Origin of the sequence: Nocardia sp. CA-135398 (genome assembly GCF_050955845.1) — a bacterium.
GTDB lineage: Bacteria > Actinomycetota > Actinomycetes > Mycobacteriales > Mycobacteriaceae > Nocardia.
This window is the reverse complement of record NZ_CP192084.1, coordinates 5,549,271-5,564,232: the sequence shown is the minus strand read 5'-3', so window position 1 is coordinate 5,564,232 and position 14,962 is coordinate 5,549,271. Positions and strand designations below refer to the sequence as shown.

11 protein-coding genes are annotated in these 14,962 nt (G+C 66.2%); 7 read left to right on the top strand and 4 right to left on the bottom strand.

Annotation, left to right across the window (positions count from 1 at the left end; translation table 11 throughout):
• Positions 1 to 109 precede the first annotated feature (109 nt).
• The gene (locus ACQP1T_RS24220) at positions 110 to 814 is read left to right on the top strand and encodes a hypothetical protein (RefSeq protein WP_433755332.1); all 705 of its coding nucleotides are present in this window, start codon (positions 110 to 112) and stop codon (positions 812 to 814) included.
• A gap of 60 nt (positions 815 to 874) precedes the next feature.
• Here the strand turns inward: ACQP1T_RS24220 and ACQP1T_RS24215 are convergent, their stop codons facing one another.
• Positions 875 to 1,804: a DMT family transporter gene (locus ACQP1T_RS24215; protein WP_433755331.1), complete on the bottom strand. Its 930-nt coding sequence runs from the start codon at positions 1,802 to 1,804 to the stop codon at positions 875 to 877.
• Between ACQP1T_RS24215 and ACQP1T_RS24210 the strand changes: the two genes are divergently transcribed.
• The 3 genes from ACQP1T_RS24210 (at position 1,803) to dmpI (ending at position 4,699) form a co-directional block, all read left to right on the top strand.
• Complete coding sequence (locus tag ACQP1T_RS24210) at positions 1,803 to 3,212, top strand: PLP-dependent aminotransferase family protein (RefSeq protein WP_433755330.1); 1,410 nt, start codon at positions 1,803 to 1,805, stop codon at positions 3,210 to 3,212. The two genes, ACQP1T_RS24215 and ACQP1T_RS24210, sit on opposite strands and share 2 nt — an antisense overlap.
• Positions 3,213 to 3,480: 268 nt before the next feature.
• Complete coding sequence (locus tag ACQP1T_RS24205; RefSeq protein WP_433755329.1) at positions 3,481 to 4,362, top strand: LysR substrate-binding domain-containing protein; 882 nt, start codon at positions 3,481 to 3,483, stop codon at positions 4,360 to 4,362.
• A gap of 151 nt (positions 4,363 to 4,513) precedes the next feature.
• Entirely contained in the window at positions 4,514 to 4,699 is a 186-nt protein-coding gene (gene dmpI, locus ACQP1T_RS24200; protein ID WP_040689632.1) for a 4-oxalocrotonate tautomerase DmpI, read from the top strand.
• A 241-nt stretch (positions 4,700 to 4,940) separates the two neighbouring features.
• Here the strand turns inward: dmpI and ACQP1T_RS24195 are convergent, their stop codons facing one another.
• The 3 genes from ACQP1T_RS24195 to ACQP1T_RS24185 all read right to left on the bottom strand — a co-directional run bounded on the left by ACQP1T_RS24195 (position 4,941) and on the right by ACQP1T_RS24185 (position 10,308).
• Positions 4,941 to 7,979, bottom strand: coding sequence for a tetratricopeptide repeat protein (locus ACQP1T_RS24195; protein ID WP_433755328.1), 3,039 nt, complete (start codon positions 7,977 to 7,979; stop codon positions 4,941 to 4,943).
• A gap of 47 nt (positions 7,980 to 8,026) precedes the next feature.
• Entirely contained in the window at positions 8,027 to 9,349 is a 1,323-nt protein-coding gene (locus ACQP1T_RS24190) for a family 1 glycosylhydrolase (RefSeq protein ID WP_433755327.1), read from the bottom strand.
• A gap of 176 nt (positions 9,350 to 9,525) precedes the next feature.
• A complete protein-coding gene (locus ACQP1T_RS24185; protein ID WP_433755326.1) occupies positions 9,526 to 10,308 on the bottom strand; it encodes an IclR family transcriptional regulator in 783 nt (260 codons plus the stop codon).
• 86 nt (positions 10,309 to 10,394) lie between these two features.
• On the opposite strand from ACQP1T_RS24185, the gene hutH reads away from it, so the two are divergent.
• From hutH to ACQP1T_RS24170, 3 genes are all read left to right on the top strand, one after another.
• Positions 10,395 to 11,951 carry a histidine ammonia-lyase gene (gene hutH / locus ACQP1T_RS24180; RefSeq protein WP_433755325.1) on the top strand — a complete coding sequence of 519 codons (1,557 nt, stop codon included), beginning with the start codon at positions 10,395 to 10,397 and terminating at the stop codon, positions 11,949 to 11,951.
• 134 nt (positions 11,952 to 12,085) lie between these two features.
• Complete coding sequence (gene hutU / locus ACQP1T_RS24175; RefSeq protein ID WP_433755324.1) at positions 12,086 to 13,738, top strand: urocanate hydratase; 1,653 nt, start codon at positions 12,086 to 12,088, stop codon at positions 13,736 to 13,738.
• Complete coding sequence (locus ACQP1T_RS24170; protein ID WP_433755323.1) at positions 13,735 to 14,934, top strand: allantoate amidohydrolase; 1,200 nt, start codon at positions 13,735 to 13,737, stop codon at positions 14,932 to 14,934. The genes hutU and ACQP1T_RS24170 overlap by 4 nt, the downstream gene beginning before the upstream one ends.
• Positions 14,935 to 14,962: the final 28 nt, after the last annotated feature.

Sequence of the window (14,962 nt, the reverse complement as noted above, 5' to 3'; positions counted from 1 at the left end):
GACGGAAGAGCAATCAATGAGCAAATATTAACGATTGGGTCACGAACCGGTTGCGTGCAGCGGTTTTAATGGGACTGCTTCCGCAGTCCACCCCGTTAGGAACCAAAGCATGTTGATGAGGAAATTCGCCGCGACCTCCGCCCTGGTGATCGCGGCGCTCGGTGTCACGGCCGGGACTGTTAATGCCGCTCCCGAAACCGACAACGGCGTGGTGAACTACACGGCCACCACAACCCAGTCCTCGACCATTATCAAGACCGATGTCGGTTCGCTGGTGGACGAGAACGGCGTCTTCAAGATCAAGGCCGTGGACGGCACCACCCTCGCCGGCACCGATTTGTCGTTCCGGGTGGACGATTTCGTCTTCCCGATCGCGGCGGATATCCAGGATCACACCGCGACGCTGACCCCACAGTTCGATCTGGCCCACGCCGCGTACAAGCCGGTCGCGCTGCCGTTTGAGGACAAGGCCCCATGGAAGTCCGACTACGACCGTGAGCAGGCCGCCTGGAACCGGCTGACCAGCACCATCAGCATGGGCGCCACCATCGGCACCTTGGTCGGCGGTCTCGGCGGCGGCGCCCTCGGCTGCGTCCTCGGCGGCATCGCGGGCGCGACCGTCGCCGCGGCCACCATTGTCGGCCTGTTCGGTCCCTTCATCCCCGCTGCCGCGGTCGGCTGCATCGGCGGCATCATCGCCGTCGGCGCGCTCGGCACCCTGGCCGGACAGATCTTCGTCACGGCCCCGGTCGCCATCGCCGCCGCGATCCAGTACTTCACCACGATCAACCAGCCCTTCGCGGCACCGAAGTAAATCCGGCACACAAATCGGCGGGCGCTCGAACCGAGCGCCCGCCGATTTTCTGTCCGGCCCCTATATCACCCTTGGCACGCCGAGCCGAGCGCGAACCGCACCACTCGCGCAGGCGATGACCACGAGTCCACCCGCGAACGTGAACAAGCCGATGTGTTCCCCGAGCAGGAGCGCCGCCCAGCAGATGCTCATGACGGGTTGAACGAGCTGAACCTGACTGACCCGGGCCATCGGGCCGATCGCCAGACCGCGGTACCAGGCGAAGAAGCCGAGATACATGCTGACCGCCGACAGATACGCGAAGCAGGCCCATTCGGCTGCCGTTCCCGACGGCGCCTGACCGGCGACAGCGACACCGGCAAGTGTGAGCATCAGCGGCGAAGAGAGGACCAGGGCCCACGAGACGGTCTGCCAGGACCCGATCTCACGGGCGAGCAGGCCGCCTTCCGCGTAGCCAACGGCGGCCGCGAGCACCGCACCGAACAACAGCAGGTCGGCCCAGCGGGCTTCGCCGAAACCGCCGCCCTGCAGCAGCGCGAATACGACTGCGGCGATCGCGCCCGCGAGGGAGAAAACCCAGAAGGTCCGCGCCGGTCGCTCGCCGGTGCGCAGCACGGCCACCACCGCGGTGGCTGCGGGAAGAAGCGCGACCACGACGGCACCGTGACTGGCGGGTGTCACCGTGAGGGCATAGGACGTGAGGACGGGAAAGCCGACGACAATGCCGGCGGCAACGACGGCGATCCGCACCCACTGAGTGCCCGCCGGTAGTGGCTGACGAGTGGCCGCCAAGGCCACACCCGCCAGGACCGCGGCGACGACTGCGCGACCCGAACCGATGAACAGCGGCGTGAGACCGCCGACCGCGACGCGGGTGAGCGGCATCGTGAAGGAGAAGGCCGCGACCCCCACGAATCCCCAGATGAACCCGGCCGACGTTGACGGTAGCGGGGTGCGAATAATTACAGTAGCGCTACTCTGTACTGACATGTTCAACGATAGCAGTGCTCGAATCGCCGATGGCATACGAGCTTGGATCACTGGCGTCGCCCCGGGCGCGCAGCTTCCGTCCACACGTCAGCTGGTGACGGAGTACGCCGCCAGCCCGGTAACCGTTCAGAAAGCCCTTCGCGCACTCGCCGCTGAGGGTCTCATCGAGAGTCGCCCAGGGGTCGGCAACTTCGTTCGGGGTCCGCGGTCGATGCGTCCGCAAGATTACGGGTGGCAGACAGCGGCGTTGGGGACTCCGCGCCGTATGCTGCCGAGCATCAGCGGCCCCCTGCGAACCGCTCCACCCGACGCGCAGGCTCTGCATTCCGGCTATCCCGAGGCAGATCTGTTGCCTGAGCGACTGGTTCGGGCATCCCTGATACGCGCGGCGCGAGGATCGACTGCGACGGCACGACCACCCTCCGCGGGCCTGAACGATCTTCGCAACTGGTTCGCGACCGAGTTGGCCGACAAGACACCCGCCGGTCTCGCCGCCCCCACCGCGAACGACGTAGCGATCGTCCCCGGCAGCCAAAGCGGGCTGACCTCGATCTTTCGTGCACTGGTTGCCCCAGGACACCCGCTGCTGATCGAATCACCGACGTACTGGGGCGCGATCCTCGCGGCGCACCAGTCCGGCGTCCGGCTGGTTCCGGTGCCGAGTGACGCGGACGGTCCCGATCCAGAGGGGCTGGATCGTTCCTTCCGCGAGACCGGGGCCAGAGCACTCTACGTCCAGCCGAACTATGCGAACCCGACCGGAGCGCAGTGGTCGCCGGACCGCGCCGACGCTGTACTCGATGTCGTCCGGTCCCACGGTGCATTCCTCGTCGAGGACGACTGGGCACACGATTTCGGGATCGACACAGACCCGCAGCCGGTAGCAGCCCAGGACACCGCAGGGCACGTCGTCTACGTTCGGTCCCTGACCAAGAGCATGTCACCGACTATCCGGGTGGGCGCCGTCATCGCTCGCGGTCCGGCCCGCGATCGAGTACTGGCGGACCTGTCCGCCGAGTGCATGTACGTGAGCGGCCTCCTCCAGCAAGCCGCTCTCGAGGTGCTCACCGATCCTGGTTGGAAGACCCATCTACGCCGACTCCGCACCCAACTCCGCGAGCGCAGAGACCTGCTCGTCGACAGCCTCGGTGAGCACGCCCCTCGAATCCGAGTCGACCACGTTCCGCGGGGCGGGCTCCATCTCTGGGCGCGACTTCCCGACGGCACGAACACGGACCGCCTTGTCCGCGACTGCGAGGCAACCGGCGTCTACGTCGCATCCGGTCACGAGTGGTTCCCGGCCGAACCGTCGGGCCCTTACCTGCGCCTGAACTTCACCGGCCCCAACCCGAATGGCTTCCCGGCCGCCGCGCAGACCATCGCGGCAGCGCTGGCCTCCCAGGACTGAGCTCGCGGCGGAATTCTGTGACGGCGGCGAGTTCGGTGCGTTCCGCAATGTGCTCGAACCGGACGGCTTGATGCTGCGCTTCCGCGCTGACAACCCGATCCACCGCGGCCGTTTCGTCGGGATCGCTTCCGGCCAGGACGGACTGAATCTCTAGGAGAAGCCGAGGCTGGTCGGCGCATAACCGCTGTCGGTGACGGCTGCCCGGCGCGCTGGGGTGGTGGCTGGTTTCATGGATCGACAGAAACCGCTACGTCGAGGAGCCCGCGCCATGGAGCTGCGCCAATTGCGCTATTTCGTCACCGTGGCCGAGGAACTGCACTTCGGGCGTGCGGCCGAGCGGCTGCATATCGCGCAACCTGCGGTGAGTCAGCAGGTACGGCGGCTGGAGCGGGAGTTGAAGGTGCAGCTGTTGGATCGGTCGCCGCGCCGGGTGCGGCTGACGGAGGCCGGGCAACGGTTTCTGCCCGCCGCGCGCGGGGTGCTGATCGCCGCCGATCAGGCGCGGGCAACAGTGGCCGATCTGGCCGGTGCGCGGGCGGAGGTGTTCCGGCTCGGCACGGTCACCGGACTCGGTGCGCGGCTGGACACCATTTTGGATGCCTTTGCCGAGCGTCTTCCGCAGGTGCGGATCGAGTTGGTCACATTGCCGGTGCGTGAGCGGTTGGCGCAGGTAGCGGACGGACGATTGGACGCGGCTTTCGTGCGCGCGCCCGCCGCCGAGGACACTCCCGACCTCGAGTACCTGCGCGCATGGGATGACCCACTCGTCGCGGCGCTCCCGGCTCGGCATCCGCTGGCCGCGCACGAGACGGTGCGTTTGGCCGATCTGGCCTCGGTGCCCTTGCGGATGACCGAGCGGCGCAATCATCCGGCACTGGTGGATCTGGTGCTGATGTCTTGTCAGCGTGCGGGTTTCGAGCCCGTTCCGGCCCCGACCGCCACCACGCTGCAGGACAATTTGGCCGCGATCGGCACCGCCGCCGCGATGTGGACGGTGATCTACGCCGCCAATGCCGACCAGGTGCACAATCCACGAGTTGCCTTCCGCCCGTTCGCCGATGGCGGCCTGAGCCTGCCCATCGCGGTCGCGCTGCGAGCCGGGACCGATTCGCCGAGTTCGCGGTTATTGCGCGACCTCCTGGCGAAGTGAGCCGCCGACAATAAGCATTCGTTATCGCTGCGCGAACGAACTGGCCCTTGGTCGATGATCTTCGCTCGGGTGAACTTGTAGCAGGCCGCCGAACAAGCCGGAATCACCCGGATGCGGTCTGTCGCAACCATTTTCAGTAAGGAGATCAGTCATGCCCATCGTCACCGTCCAGCAGGGTCCCCGCACTGTCGAACTCAAGCGGGACCTGGTCCGCCGGATCACCGACGCCTTCGTCGACGCCTACCAGATTCCGGCCGAAACCGTACAGGTGTGGATCCACGAGACCCCCGCCGACAGCTGGGGCGCGGCCGGACAGCTGACCGCCGATAAGAAATAGCCGACCGCAGAGTGCCGAAGCCCGACCGATACCGTCGCGGTCATGCCGACCAAGCATGACCTGCCGCACTGGTTACCGGTCGGGCCGGTAGTCCTGCTGTTGCTATCGAAATCTGGTGCAGCTCGGCGCGGCCGTCGGGTTCTTCGGTGTCGAACTGACACGCCGTTCACCGCAGCTCGCTGCCTACCTCGTCGGTGTGGCGGTTGCGGCACGCTGGTGTCTCTGGTGTCGCGCAATCTCGTCAGTCGCTCGAATCCTGCTCGAGTGAATCCGAACCAATTTGCTGTCGCAGGAACCCAAGACGAGCCCGGGTAGTGCGGGTGTCCGGATGATCTGAACCGAGGATGCGCTCTTGGTCGACGAGCAGTTGTTCGTTCTCGGCGATGGCCTGGCGCATATCCTGACCACCGCGCATCGCCGCGATATTGCTTCGGGTGATGAGCGTATCGATGTGGTCGGCGCCGAGGACGCGCTCACGCTCGATGGCCAGCCGCTCGAATTCGGCGATGGCGAGGTCGTAGTCGTCGGACTCCGTGTGCCAGTAGGCGATGCCGTGACGGGTCTGCAGGGTGTCGGGGTGGTCGGGGCCGAGTACACGCAGTTGGTCGGCCAAGAGGCGTTCGAGTTCGGCGATTGCCTTTGGGATGTCATCGTTTTCGCCGTGCCAGTAAGCGATGTTGTGGCGGGTGGACAGCGTTAGGGGGTGATCCGGGCCCAATACCGCAGATTGATCGGCGAGAATCCGTTCGTATTCGACGGCGGCCTTGGCCGGTTCGTCATTTTTGCTGTACCAGTGGGCGAGGCTATCGCGGGTGGTGAGGGTATCCGGATGATCGGCGCCGAGAATGCGTATTTGCTCAGGCAGTAGCTGCTCCAATTCGGAGATGGCTCGTGCGATGGCGCGCGCGGCGGTGTCGTCCAGACCGAACCAGCTCATCGGGATGTGTGCCGCTTCGGCGACCTCATACAGAGTGCGCATATTGGCCAGGTTGTGGCGGGTGGTCAAGGTCCTGGGATCATCGTTGCCGAGTACGCGCGATTCGTCGATCAGCACTTCGTCGAGCTCGGCGACCGCTGCGCAAAGGTCGCCGCTTCGGCCACGCCAATAGGCGAGCTGGTGCCGGATGGTCAGTGTGACCGGGTCGTCGAGACCACACGCCTCGATAAACGATGGCAGCCACGCGGCGTACATATCGCGATTTATCGCTGGGCGAACTGTTTCCAATCCGAGGAGCAACTCTTTTGCCGTATCGGCGTCGCCGTGTCCGAGGTAATGCCGGGCACCCGAGCCGCGGATGTATTCGACCGATTGCTCGTTGATCTCGATTCCACCGTCGACCGCCGAGTGGACCGCGGTACTGATTGCCGCCGCGATCGCGCCATGCCCCTCGCTGATCGGCCAGTCGAGCCGCTCGGCCTCGGCCGCCAGCGCCGGGAGCAGCGCACCGTGCGCGATTCCCAGCGACTCGCGCGCGGTACCTGGCCGACTGCGAGTGACCAGCACGCCCAGCTCTACGACGAGGTCACGGAGCACGGCCGCATGCAATCCGGAAACCCACTGCGCGAGCGCGGATTCGAGCAATTCGATCGGCAACACCGGACCGGCTCCGGCCGCGACCAGAATGGCGAGCAAGGCCCCGAGCACCTCGGCCGTATCGGGATCCGCAGCGTCCAGCGCACCGTGAACACGATGCAGCACAATGGTTTCGAGCCCGACTCCAGCGGCGATCTCCTGGTCGGTGATGCTGGAGTGGACCTCGATGAGCAGCCGGGCCAGCAACCACCCGCCCGTGAGTGTGCGCGAATGGCCGATGATCGGGTTTTCCGCGGAAAAGCTGGTGGGCGTTTCCGCGAGCAAGGCATCGATCCAGCGCACCCACATCTGCGGATCGGCCGTTCCGCGTTGGTGCCGAATGGATTCGAACACCAGGGCGGCAATGTCCTCGGCACTCGGCGGCAGCAGTTCGATGCGGTGCAGGTGTGCGAACTCCGGCAGTTCCGCGACGCCGGTGCCCTCGCGTATTCCGAGAATAACTCGCACATGGGTGAATTCGTCGCCGCGCGTCAGGTCGGCGACGTGCCGGACGAGCTGTTCCCGGATTCCGGCCGCGGGTTGATCCATACCGTCGAAGACGATGGTGATCCGGCGGCCGGGTGTGCGGAGCCGGGCCAGCGGCCGCTGGATCTCGATATCGAATAGGTCGCGTTCGGCGTCGTCGGCCTCATCGACGCTACGAGCAGCCTCGGTGAAACCGGGAACTCGGCCGGACAGCTGCGCGGCAAGTTCGCCGGTCACCGCTTCGATCGAGCTGCCGACTGTGAGAAACACTGCCGCCGTGACATATTCGGGTGCGATTGGCAGTTCGTCGACCAGGCTCGGTCGAACGAGCATTGCCATCAGCGTGGACTTCCCCGACCCCGCCGGACCGACGACGGCGCGAAGTCGGCGGCCCCCGGTTTCGACGATCTCCGCGAGACGCTCACGAATGACATCGGTCAGCAACAGTTGACGGGTGAGCTGGTCGACGAATCCAGCCGCGGGACGGCCGGTTACCGCATCCCGTCGCCGAGCGACGTTGGGCACCAGCCAGAGTCCGGGATCGCCGCTTGTGTTGGTTGACAATGCGCCGGCCGCGAACGAAAGATGTTGTGGTTGTTGGCGTTTGCATGTGTTGCTGACGGGTTGGACCAGGTCGGATGGCAGCAGGTTCTCACCGCGCAGCGGCAGACCGCCGGTGAAGGTGTCGACTATGGTCCGGGTGAAACAGCCCGCGTAGGCGGGGCCGTCACCGGAAGCGACGAGCAGTTCCATCCGTCCGGACGAGCCGTTGAGCATATCGGTCCAGCGGCGTGCCGCACCCTGTACACCCTGCGCGCTCTCACACGCATCGATGAGCACGATCAGACCGTCGAGCGTGGATCGGTTGAGATTTTCCCTAATGCCCTGGGTGAGGTGGAAGGCGGTGCGGGAGCGGGGGAACTCCGGTGAATCGTGCGCGAGCAGGAAGAAATCCTCACCGGCGGTTGCCACGCCGTGTCCGACGAAGCTGATCAACAGGGTCGCCCGCTGCTCCGCGGCGGCGGCGAACGCGTCCTCGATGGCGGCGTTCAATTCGTCGGCAGTCGGGTCGAGCACCGGCCCGTGGTGCGTTGTGGCAGGTTGCCAGCCGCCCGCGGCGCTGAGATTTGCATAGAGCTCGGCGGCCAGCGCACTGGGAAAGCCGAGTCGGGGCAGTGCGGCACATTCGGACCCCACCACCAGCGCCAACCTACCGCCCATAGACGAAAACATAGCGGAGCCGGGTGGAACCGTCGGCGGATATCAGGTCAGGGAACGGCGACGGTTTCGTCGCAGCTGTCGGGTGGGTCGACCAAGCCGCATTCGACGGGTGGGCGGGTCGGGTGGTAGCTGGTGGGGACGCCGCCGGATTGGATGATGCCGCGGTAGGCCTCGACCGCGTCGGTGGGTTGGCGGGCCAGGGTCTGGTCGGTGCGGACGTCGACGGTGTAGAGGCCGAAACGTGGTGTGTAGCTGCCCCATTCGTAGTTGTCGGTCAGGCTCCAGTAGTTGTAGCCGACGACGTTCATGCCGTCGGCCTTGGCGCGTTGGAGCCAGTAGACGGTGTCGCGGAGGTGGTCGGCGCGGGTGTAGCCGTCGGCGCGCGGTTTACCGTCCTCGGTGGGCATGCCGTTCTCCACGACATACAGTGGGCGGTCGGGAAATAATTGCGCGTAATGGCGCAATGCGTAGTAGATGCCTTCAGTGTGAATCGGGAGTTCCCAGATCGCCGGACCCTCGTTCGAACCACCTTGCACCGCCTTGTTCGTTTCCGGCAGGGGCGCGAAATAGTAGTCGACGCCGATGAAATCGAGCTTATCGGCGATGCGGTCCAGGATCGGCTGATTCACCTCGGTCTCAGCACCCGCGACATAGCCGAGATTGCTGGTGACCTGGGCGTCGGGCAGGTTCTGATGGATGGTGTCGTAGATCGCGTTGTGCGCCTGGGCGATTCGGTCCAGCATCGCGGGTGCCTCGTCCGGTGTGAGCGCGCCGATGCGAAGTTCTGTGCCGATATAGGCGGCGGGCTCGTTGAAGGTGACCCACAGCGGGTTGCGAGAGGCATAGCGGTGCACAACCATTCGCATATTGGCCAGCCAATCCTCGACCATGCCCGGATTGCGCCAGCCGCCTCGATCGGCGGCCCAACCGGGATACACCCAGTGATCCAGGGTGAGCATCGGCCGCATACCCGCGGCAAGGATGCGCGCTATCACGTTGTCGTAGAAGCCGAATGCCGTCTCATCCCAGGTATCGGGTTGCGGCTGCACCCGCGCCCATTCGATGCCGATTCGGTACACCCGGACCCCGAGGCGCGCGGCCAGATTGATATCGGAGATGTAGCGTTTATAGAAATCGACCGAATTCTCGTAGTCGTCCCCGGCCTTGCCGGATTCGATATAGCGGGTCCAATTGCTGTCCGGTGCATGGCCTTCGGATTGGAAGCCCGATGATGCGACGCCCCAGAGGAATTCCCGGCCGAACGGTGCGATGGTCGCCTGTGCGGTCGGCATGGTGATGCCGGGCAGCAGTAGCGCGGTCGCGATGAACGCGAGCCCGGCCAGGGCGCGGCGGCGCATCGGTGTTCGCATCGAGCTCCTGTCCCCATCCGGCACTGTTGGTCGGGCGTCACCGGTGAGGCGTGGCCCCGATCGGTGATCTCTCAGCGTAACTGTCGGATTGCTGAAATCCTGGTAGCCGATCGGTGTGTCGCGGTTGATGTCCAACGAACTGGAAGTTCATCTCGATTGCTAGATATTCGCGATGGTCAGCTGACCCGGCCACCAATACGGCGGGTGAGCTCGTCCGCGGTGGACCGCACCTGGGCGGCGAGACCGGACCAATCGGCAGCACAGGGGATCTGCTCGCAGTGGTGCCGCAGCGTCACGCTGATCGCCGCGATCGGCCGATGGTCGTGATCGAATGCCGGATAGGCGACCGAGGCGAATCCCGCGGTGACATGTCCGTCCTCGCTCGCCCAGCCGCGCCGACGTTCGGCGGCCAGAATGGTGCGCAGTGCGGCGAGGCTGGTCGGTCCGCGGTCGGTGCGCCGCACGAAGGCCGCGGCCGACGGGAACAGCGCGCGCACATGGGCGGCGGGCAGATACGCCAGGATCGCCCGGCCCGACGCGGTCAGCTGCGCGGGCAAGCGGACGCCGACATCGGTCACCAGAGTTTCGGGGCGCGCCGGGCGCTCCTTGATCAGATACAGCAGTTCGTTGCCGTGCAGAACGCCGAGGTGTGCGTTGTGCCCGACCCGTCCGGCCAACTCGCGCAGCAACGGTCCGGCCACCCGCTCCAGCGGATCGTGGCGCAGATACGCCGAACCCAATTCGAAGGCGGCGATACCGAGACCGTAGCGCCGTTCGGCCGGCAGCCTGGTGACGAAGCGGGCCTGCTCCAACTCCGCGAGCAGGTGATAGGTGGTGGAGCGGGGAATGTCCAGCTCACGCGCGATCGTGGATGCGGAGACCGGTCCGGCCCTGGTCGCCATCAGCTGTAGCAGGGCCAAGCCGCGCCGCAGCGCCGGGATATCGCTGCTCGTTCCCATGTCACTTCCTCGGATTGTCTCGGATACCAGACAGAACCTGGCCCAGCCTCATTCTCCACCCGCCTCCGTGGCGGTGGAATGGGCCTATGCCGGATACCACGCAGTTACCGCCCGTGGAGCTGGACGGGCCGCTGACCGTCGAACGCATCGTCGCCGTAGCCCGCGACGGCGCCGAGGTCCGATTCAGCGAGGCCGCCGAGAAGCGGCTGACCCATGCGCGCCAGCACGTCGACGCGCTGGCCGCGGGTACGGTCCCGACCTACGGCGTCTCCACCGGTTTCGGCGCACTGGCAACCCGGCACATTCCGCCGGAGAGTCGGGCCGCGCTCCAGCGGTCGCTGATCCGCTCACATGCCGCTGGCGCGGGTGCGGCGGTCGAGACCGAAGTGGTGCGGGCGATGATGCTGCTGCGGCTGCGCACGCTGGCCACCGGACATACCGGGGTACGACCGACGACGGCGCTCACCTTGGCCGCGTTGATCAATGCGGGCATTACGCCGGTGGTGCACGAGTTCGGCTCGCTCGGCTGCTCCGGCGATCTCGCGCCACTGGCCGCGGTGGCGTTGGCTCTGATGGGGGAGGGTGAGGTCACGGATTCCGCCGGCAATGTGGTTGCAGCGGCAGAGGCATTGCGCGCCAATGGAATCAAGCCGCTCATCCTCGCCGAGAAGGAAGGCCTCGCGCTCACCAATGGCACCGACGGCATGCTCGGCATGCTGGCGCTCGCGATCAATGATCTGCGCCGATTGCTCGACGTCGCCGATATCACCGCCGCCATGAGCGTGGAGGCGTTGCTCGGCACCGACCGGGTCTTCGCCGCCGATCTGCAGGCGCTGCGTCCGCATCCGGGGCAAGCGGTATCGGCGCGGCGTATGGCGGCCGCGCTCGCGGGATCGGAAATCGTTGCCAGCCATCGTGGTCCGGAGTGCAACCGGGTGCAGGACGCGTATTCGTTGCGCTGCGCACCGCAGGTGCACGGTGCCGCCCGCGACACCCTCGCACACGCCGAGGTGGTCGCTGAGCGCGAAATGGCCTCGGCGATCGACAATCCCGTCGTGCTGGCCGATGGCAGGCTGGAATCCAACGGCAACTTCCATGGTGCTCCGGTGGCGTATGTCCTGGACTTCCTTGCCATTCCGGTCGCCGATGTCGCCAGCATGGCCGAGCGGCGCACCGACCGGATGCTGGATGTCGCACGCTCACACGGTCTTCCGGCCTTCCTCGCCGCCGATCCGGGTGTCGATTCCGGTCACATGATCGCCCAGTACACCCAGGCGGGAATCGTCAGCGAACTGAAGCGCCTCGCGATGCCCGCGTCGGTGGATTCCATTCCGAGCAGCGCGATGCAGGAAGACCACGTGTCGATGGGATGGTCGGCCGCGCGCAAACTACGCAGCGCCGTCGACGGTCTGGCCACCGTGCTCGCCATCGAATACCTCACGGCTGCAAGGGCATTGGATTTGCGTGCACCACTGCGTCCGGCTCCGGCCACCGCGGCGGCACTCGCGTTGCTGCGCACAGAGGTAGACGGCCCGGGGCCGGACCGACACCTCGCCCCGGAAATCTCCACCGCGGCAGAACTGATCCGCTCCGGCGAACTGCTCGCCGCGGTCACCCCCCACCTCGGCACCTCAGGAAGGTGAGTTCCCTTGCCGACATCCGATGCGATCCGGTTCCCGCATAGCGAATCAGGCTCGCGCACAGGGTCTACCTCATGCGAGGTCACCACTAGCTATGCGACACCGGAGGGCCAATTCGTTGATATGGAGGAAATTCGATGACGCGGACAGTGCGGGCGGCGCGTGGCACGCAACTGACGGCCAAGAACTGGCAGACCGAGGGCGCCCTGCGGATGCTGCAGAACAATCTCGATCCCGAGGTGGCCGAGCGCCCGCAGGACTTGGTGGTCTACGGCGGCACCGGTAAGGCCGCACGGAACTGGGCCAGCTTCGATGCGATCACCCGCACCCTCACCACGCTCGAGGCCGATGAGACGCTGTTGGTCCAGTCCGGCAAGCCCGTTGGCGTATTCCGGACACACGAATGGGCGCCACGGGTGCTGATCGCCAATTCGAATCTGGTGGGGGACTGGGCGACCTGGCCCGAATTCCGCAGATTGGAATCGCTCGGCCTCACCATGTACGGGCAGATGACCGCGGGTTCGTGGATCTATATCGGCACCCAGGGCATTCTGCAGGGTACCTACGAGACCTTCGCCGCCGTGGCCGATAAGCGTTTCGGCGGCACGCTCGCCGGAACGCTCACGCTCACAGCGGGATTGGGCGGCATGGGCGGTGCGCAGCCGTTGGCGGTCACCATGAACGGCGGGGCGGCACTGGTCGTCGAATGCGATCCAGCGCGTGCCGAGCGTCGGGTGCACGACCGCTATCTCGATGAGATCGCCACCGATTTCGAGGACGCGGTACGTCGGGTGTCGAAGGCGCGCAAGGAGCGAAAGGCATTGTCGGTCGGGCTGATCGGCAATGCGGCCGAGGTACTGCCGAGGCTGCTGGCGGCAGGTGTCGAGATCGATATCGTCACCGACCAGACCTCGGCGCACGACCCCCTCGCGTACCTCCCGCGCGGTGTCGCATTGGAGGACTGGGCCGATTACGCCGCGAAGAAGCCCGACGAATTCACCGATCGCTCCCGCGAATCCATGGCCGAACACGTCGATGCGATGCTCGGATTCCTCGATCGTGGCGCCGAGGTCTTCGACTATGGCAATTCGCTGCGCGGCGAGGCGAAACTCGGCGGCTGCGAACGGGCCTTCGACTTTCCCGGCTTCGTGCCCGCCTACATCCGACCCTTGTTCTGCGAGGGCAAGGGGCCGTTCCGCTGGGCCGCGCTGTCCGGTGACCCTGCGGATATCGCCGCGACCGACCGGGCCATGCTGGAACTGTTCCCGGAGAACGAATCCCTGCGCCGCTGGATCACCATGGCGGGGGAACGTGTTGCCTTCCAGGGACTTCCGGCTCGCATCTGCTGGCTCGGCTACGGCGAGCGGCATCTGGCCGGTCTCCGCTTCAATGAAATGGTCGCCAATGGCGAGCTGCGGGCTCCGGTGGTGATCGGCCGCGATCACCTCGATTCCGGCAGTGTCGCCTCGCCGTATCGCGAAACCGAGGCAATGGCCGATGGATCCGATGCCATTGCCGACTGGCCGCTGCTCAATGCGCTGGTCAACACGGCCTCGGGCGCGAGTTGGGTATCCATCCATCATGGCGGTGGCGTGGGCATGGGCCGGTCCATCCACGCCGGACAGGTCTGTGTCGCCGACGGAACCGCGTTGGCCGGGCAGAAAATCGAGCGGGTGCTCACCAATGACCCCGGTATGGGCGTCATTCGGCATGTGGATGCCGGATACGAGCGAGCCAGCGCGGTCGCCGAGCAGCGTGGCGTGCGAATCCCCATGCAGGAGAACAAATGACAGCGAACGGTCTGCTCGCCGAAATCGCCGATGTCGGCCGGGACGCACGGCGCGGCGGATACTCTCGGCACGCCTTCGATCGGGCCGAGCTGGAATTACGGGACTGGTTCATCGAGCAGGCAGCCCGGCGCGGTCTTGATGTGACGACCGACCGCAACGGCAACATCTGGGCGTGGTGGGGCAGGCAAGGTTCCGGCGCGGTGGTGACGGGGAGTCATCTGGACTCGGTGCCCGGCGGGGGCGCGTTCGACGGCCCGCTCGGGGTCACGAGCGCACTCGCCGCCGTGGATATCTTGCGCGCCAAGGGTTTCACTCCCGCGAAGCCGCTCGCACTACTGGTATTCGCGGAGGAAGAGGGTGGACGTTTCGGGGTGCCATGCCTGGGGTCGAGACTGCTCACCGGTGCCATCGATGCCGACCGGGCTCGCGGGCTGCGCGACGCCGCCGGAATCACCTTCGCCGAGGCCGCGGGCAAAGCGGGACAGGACCCGGATCGATTCGGCGCTGATCCCGAGGCGCTCGCCAGTATCGGCTGCTTCGTCGAATTGCATGTCGAACAGGGCCGCGGGCTGATCGATCTGGACAGCCCGGTCGCCACCGGCAGTAGCATCATCGCGCACGGACGCTACCGGTTCTCCTTCACCGGCCAGGGCAATCACGCCGGTGCGACCCGCATGCCCGACCGTCATGATCCGATGCTGCCCGCGGCCGCCGTGATCGCAGCCGCCCGCCGGGTTGCCGCCGCCACTGACGATGCCAGGGCGACCGTCGGCAAGTTGATACCCACGCCGGGCGGCACAAATGTCATCGCCTCGACTGTGGATCTGTGGCTGGACGCGCGCGTCGCCGGAGAGGGACGCACCGCCGCGCTGGTCGAGGATATCGCCGGATTCGCCCGCGAGGCCGCCACTGCCGAGGGCTGCGAGGTCACCGTGACCGAGGAATCCTATTCGGACGACGTCGTTTTCGACGCGACACTGCGCGGCCGAATGGACACAGTGCTGGGCGGTGTGCCCGCCCTACCCACCGGAGCGGGGCACGATGCGGGCATCCTTGCGGCCCACGTGCCGTCCGGCATGCTCTACGTGCGCAACCCGACCGGCATCAGCCATGCGCCGCAGGAGTATTCGGAACCCGCGGATGTGGACTTCGGTGCGGCGAGCCTGGCTCGCGTGCTCGAGGAATTGGCGAAATGAGCACCAAGCGCCGCGTGCGGTGCGGAGT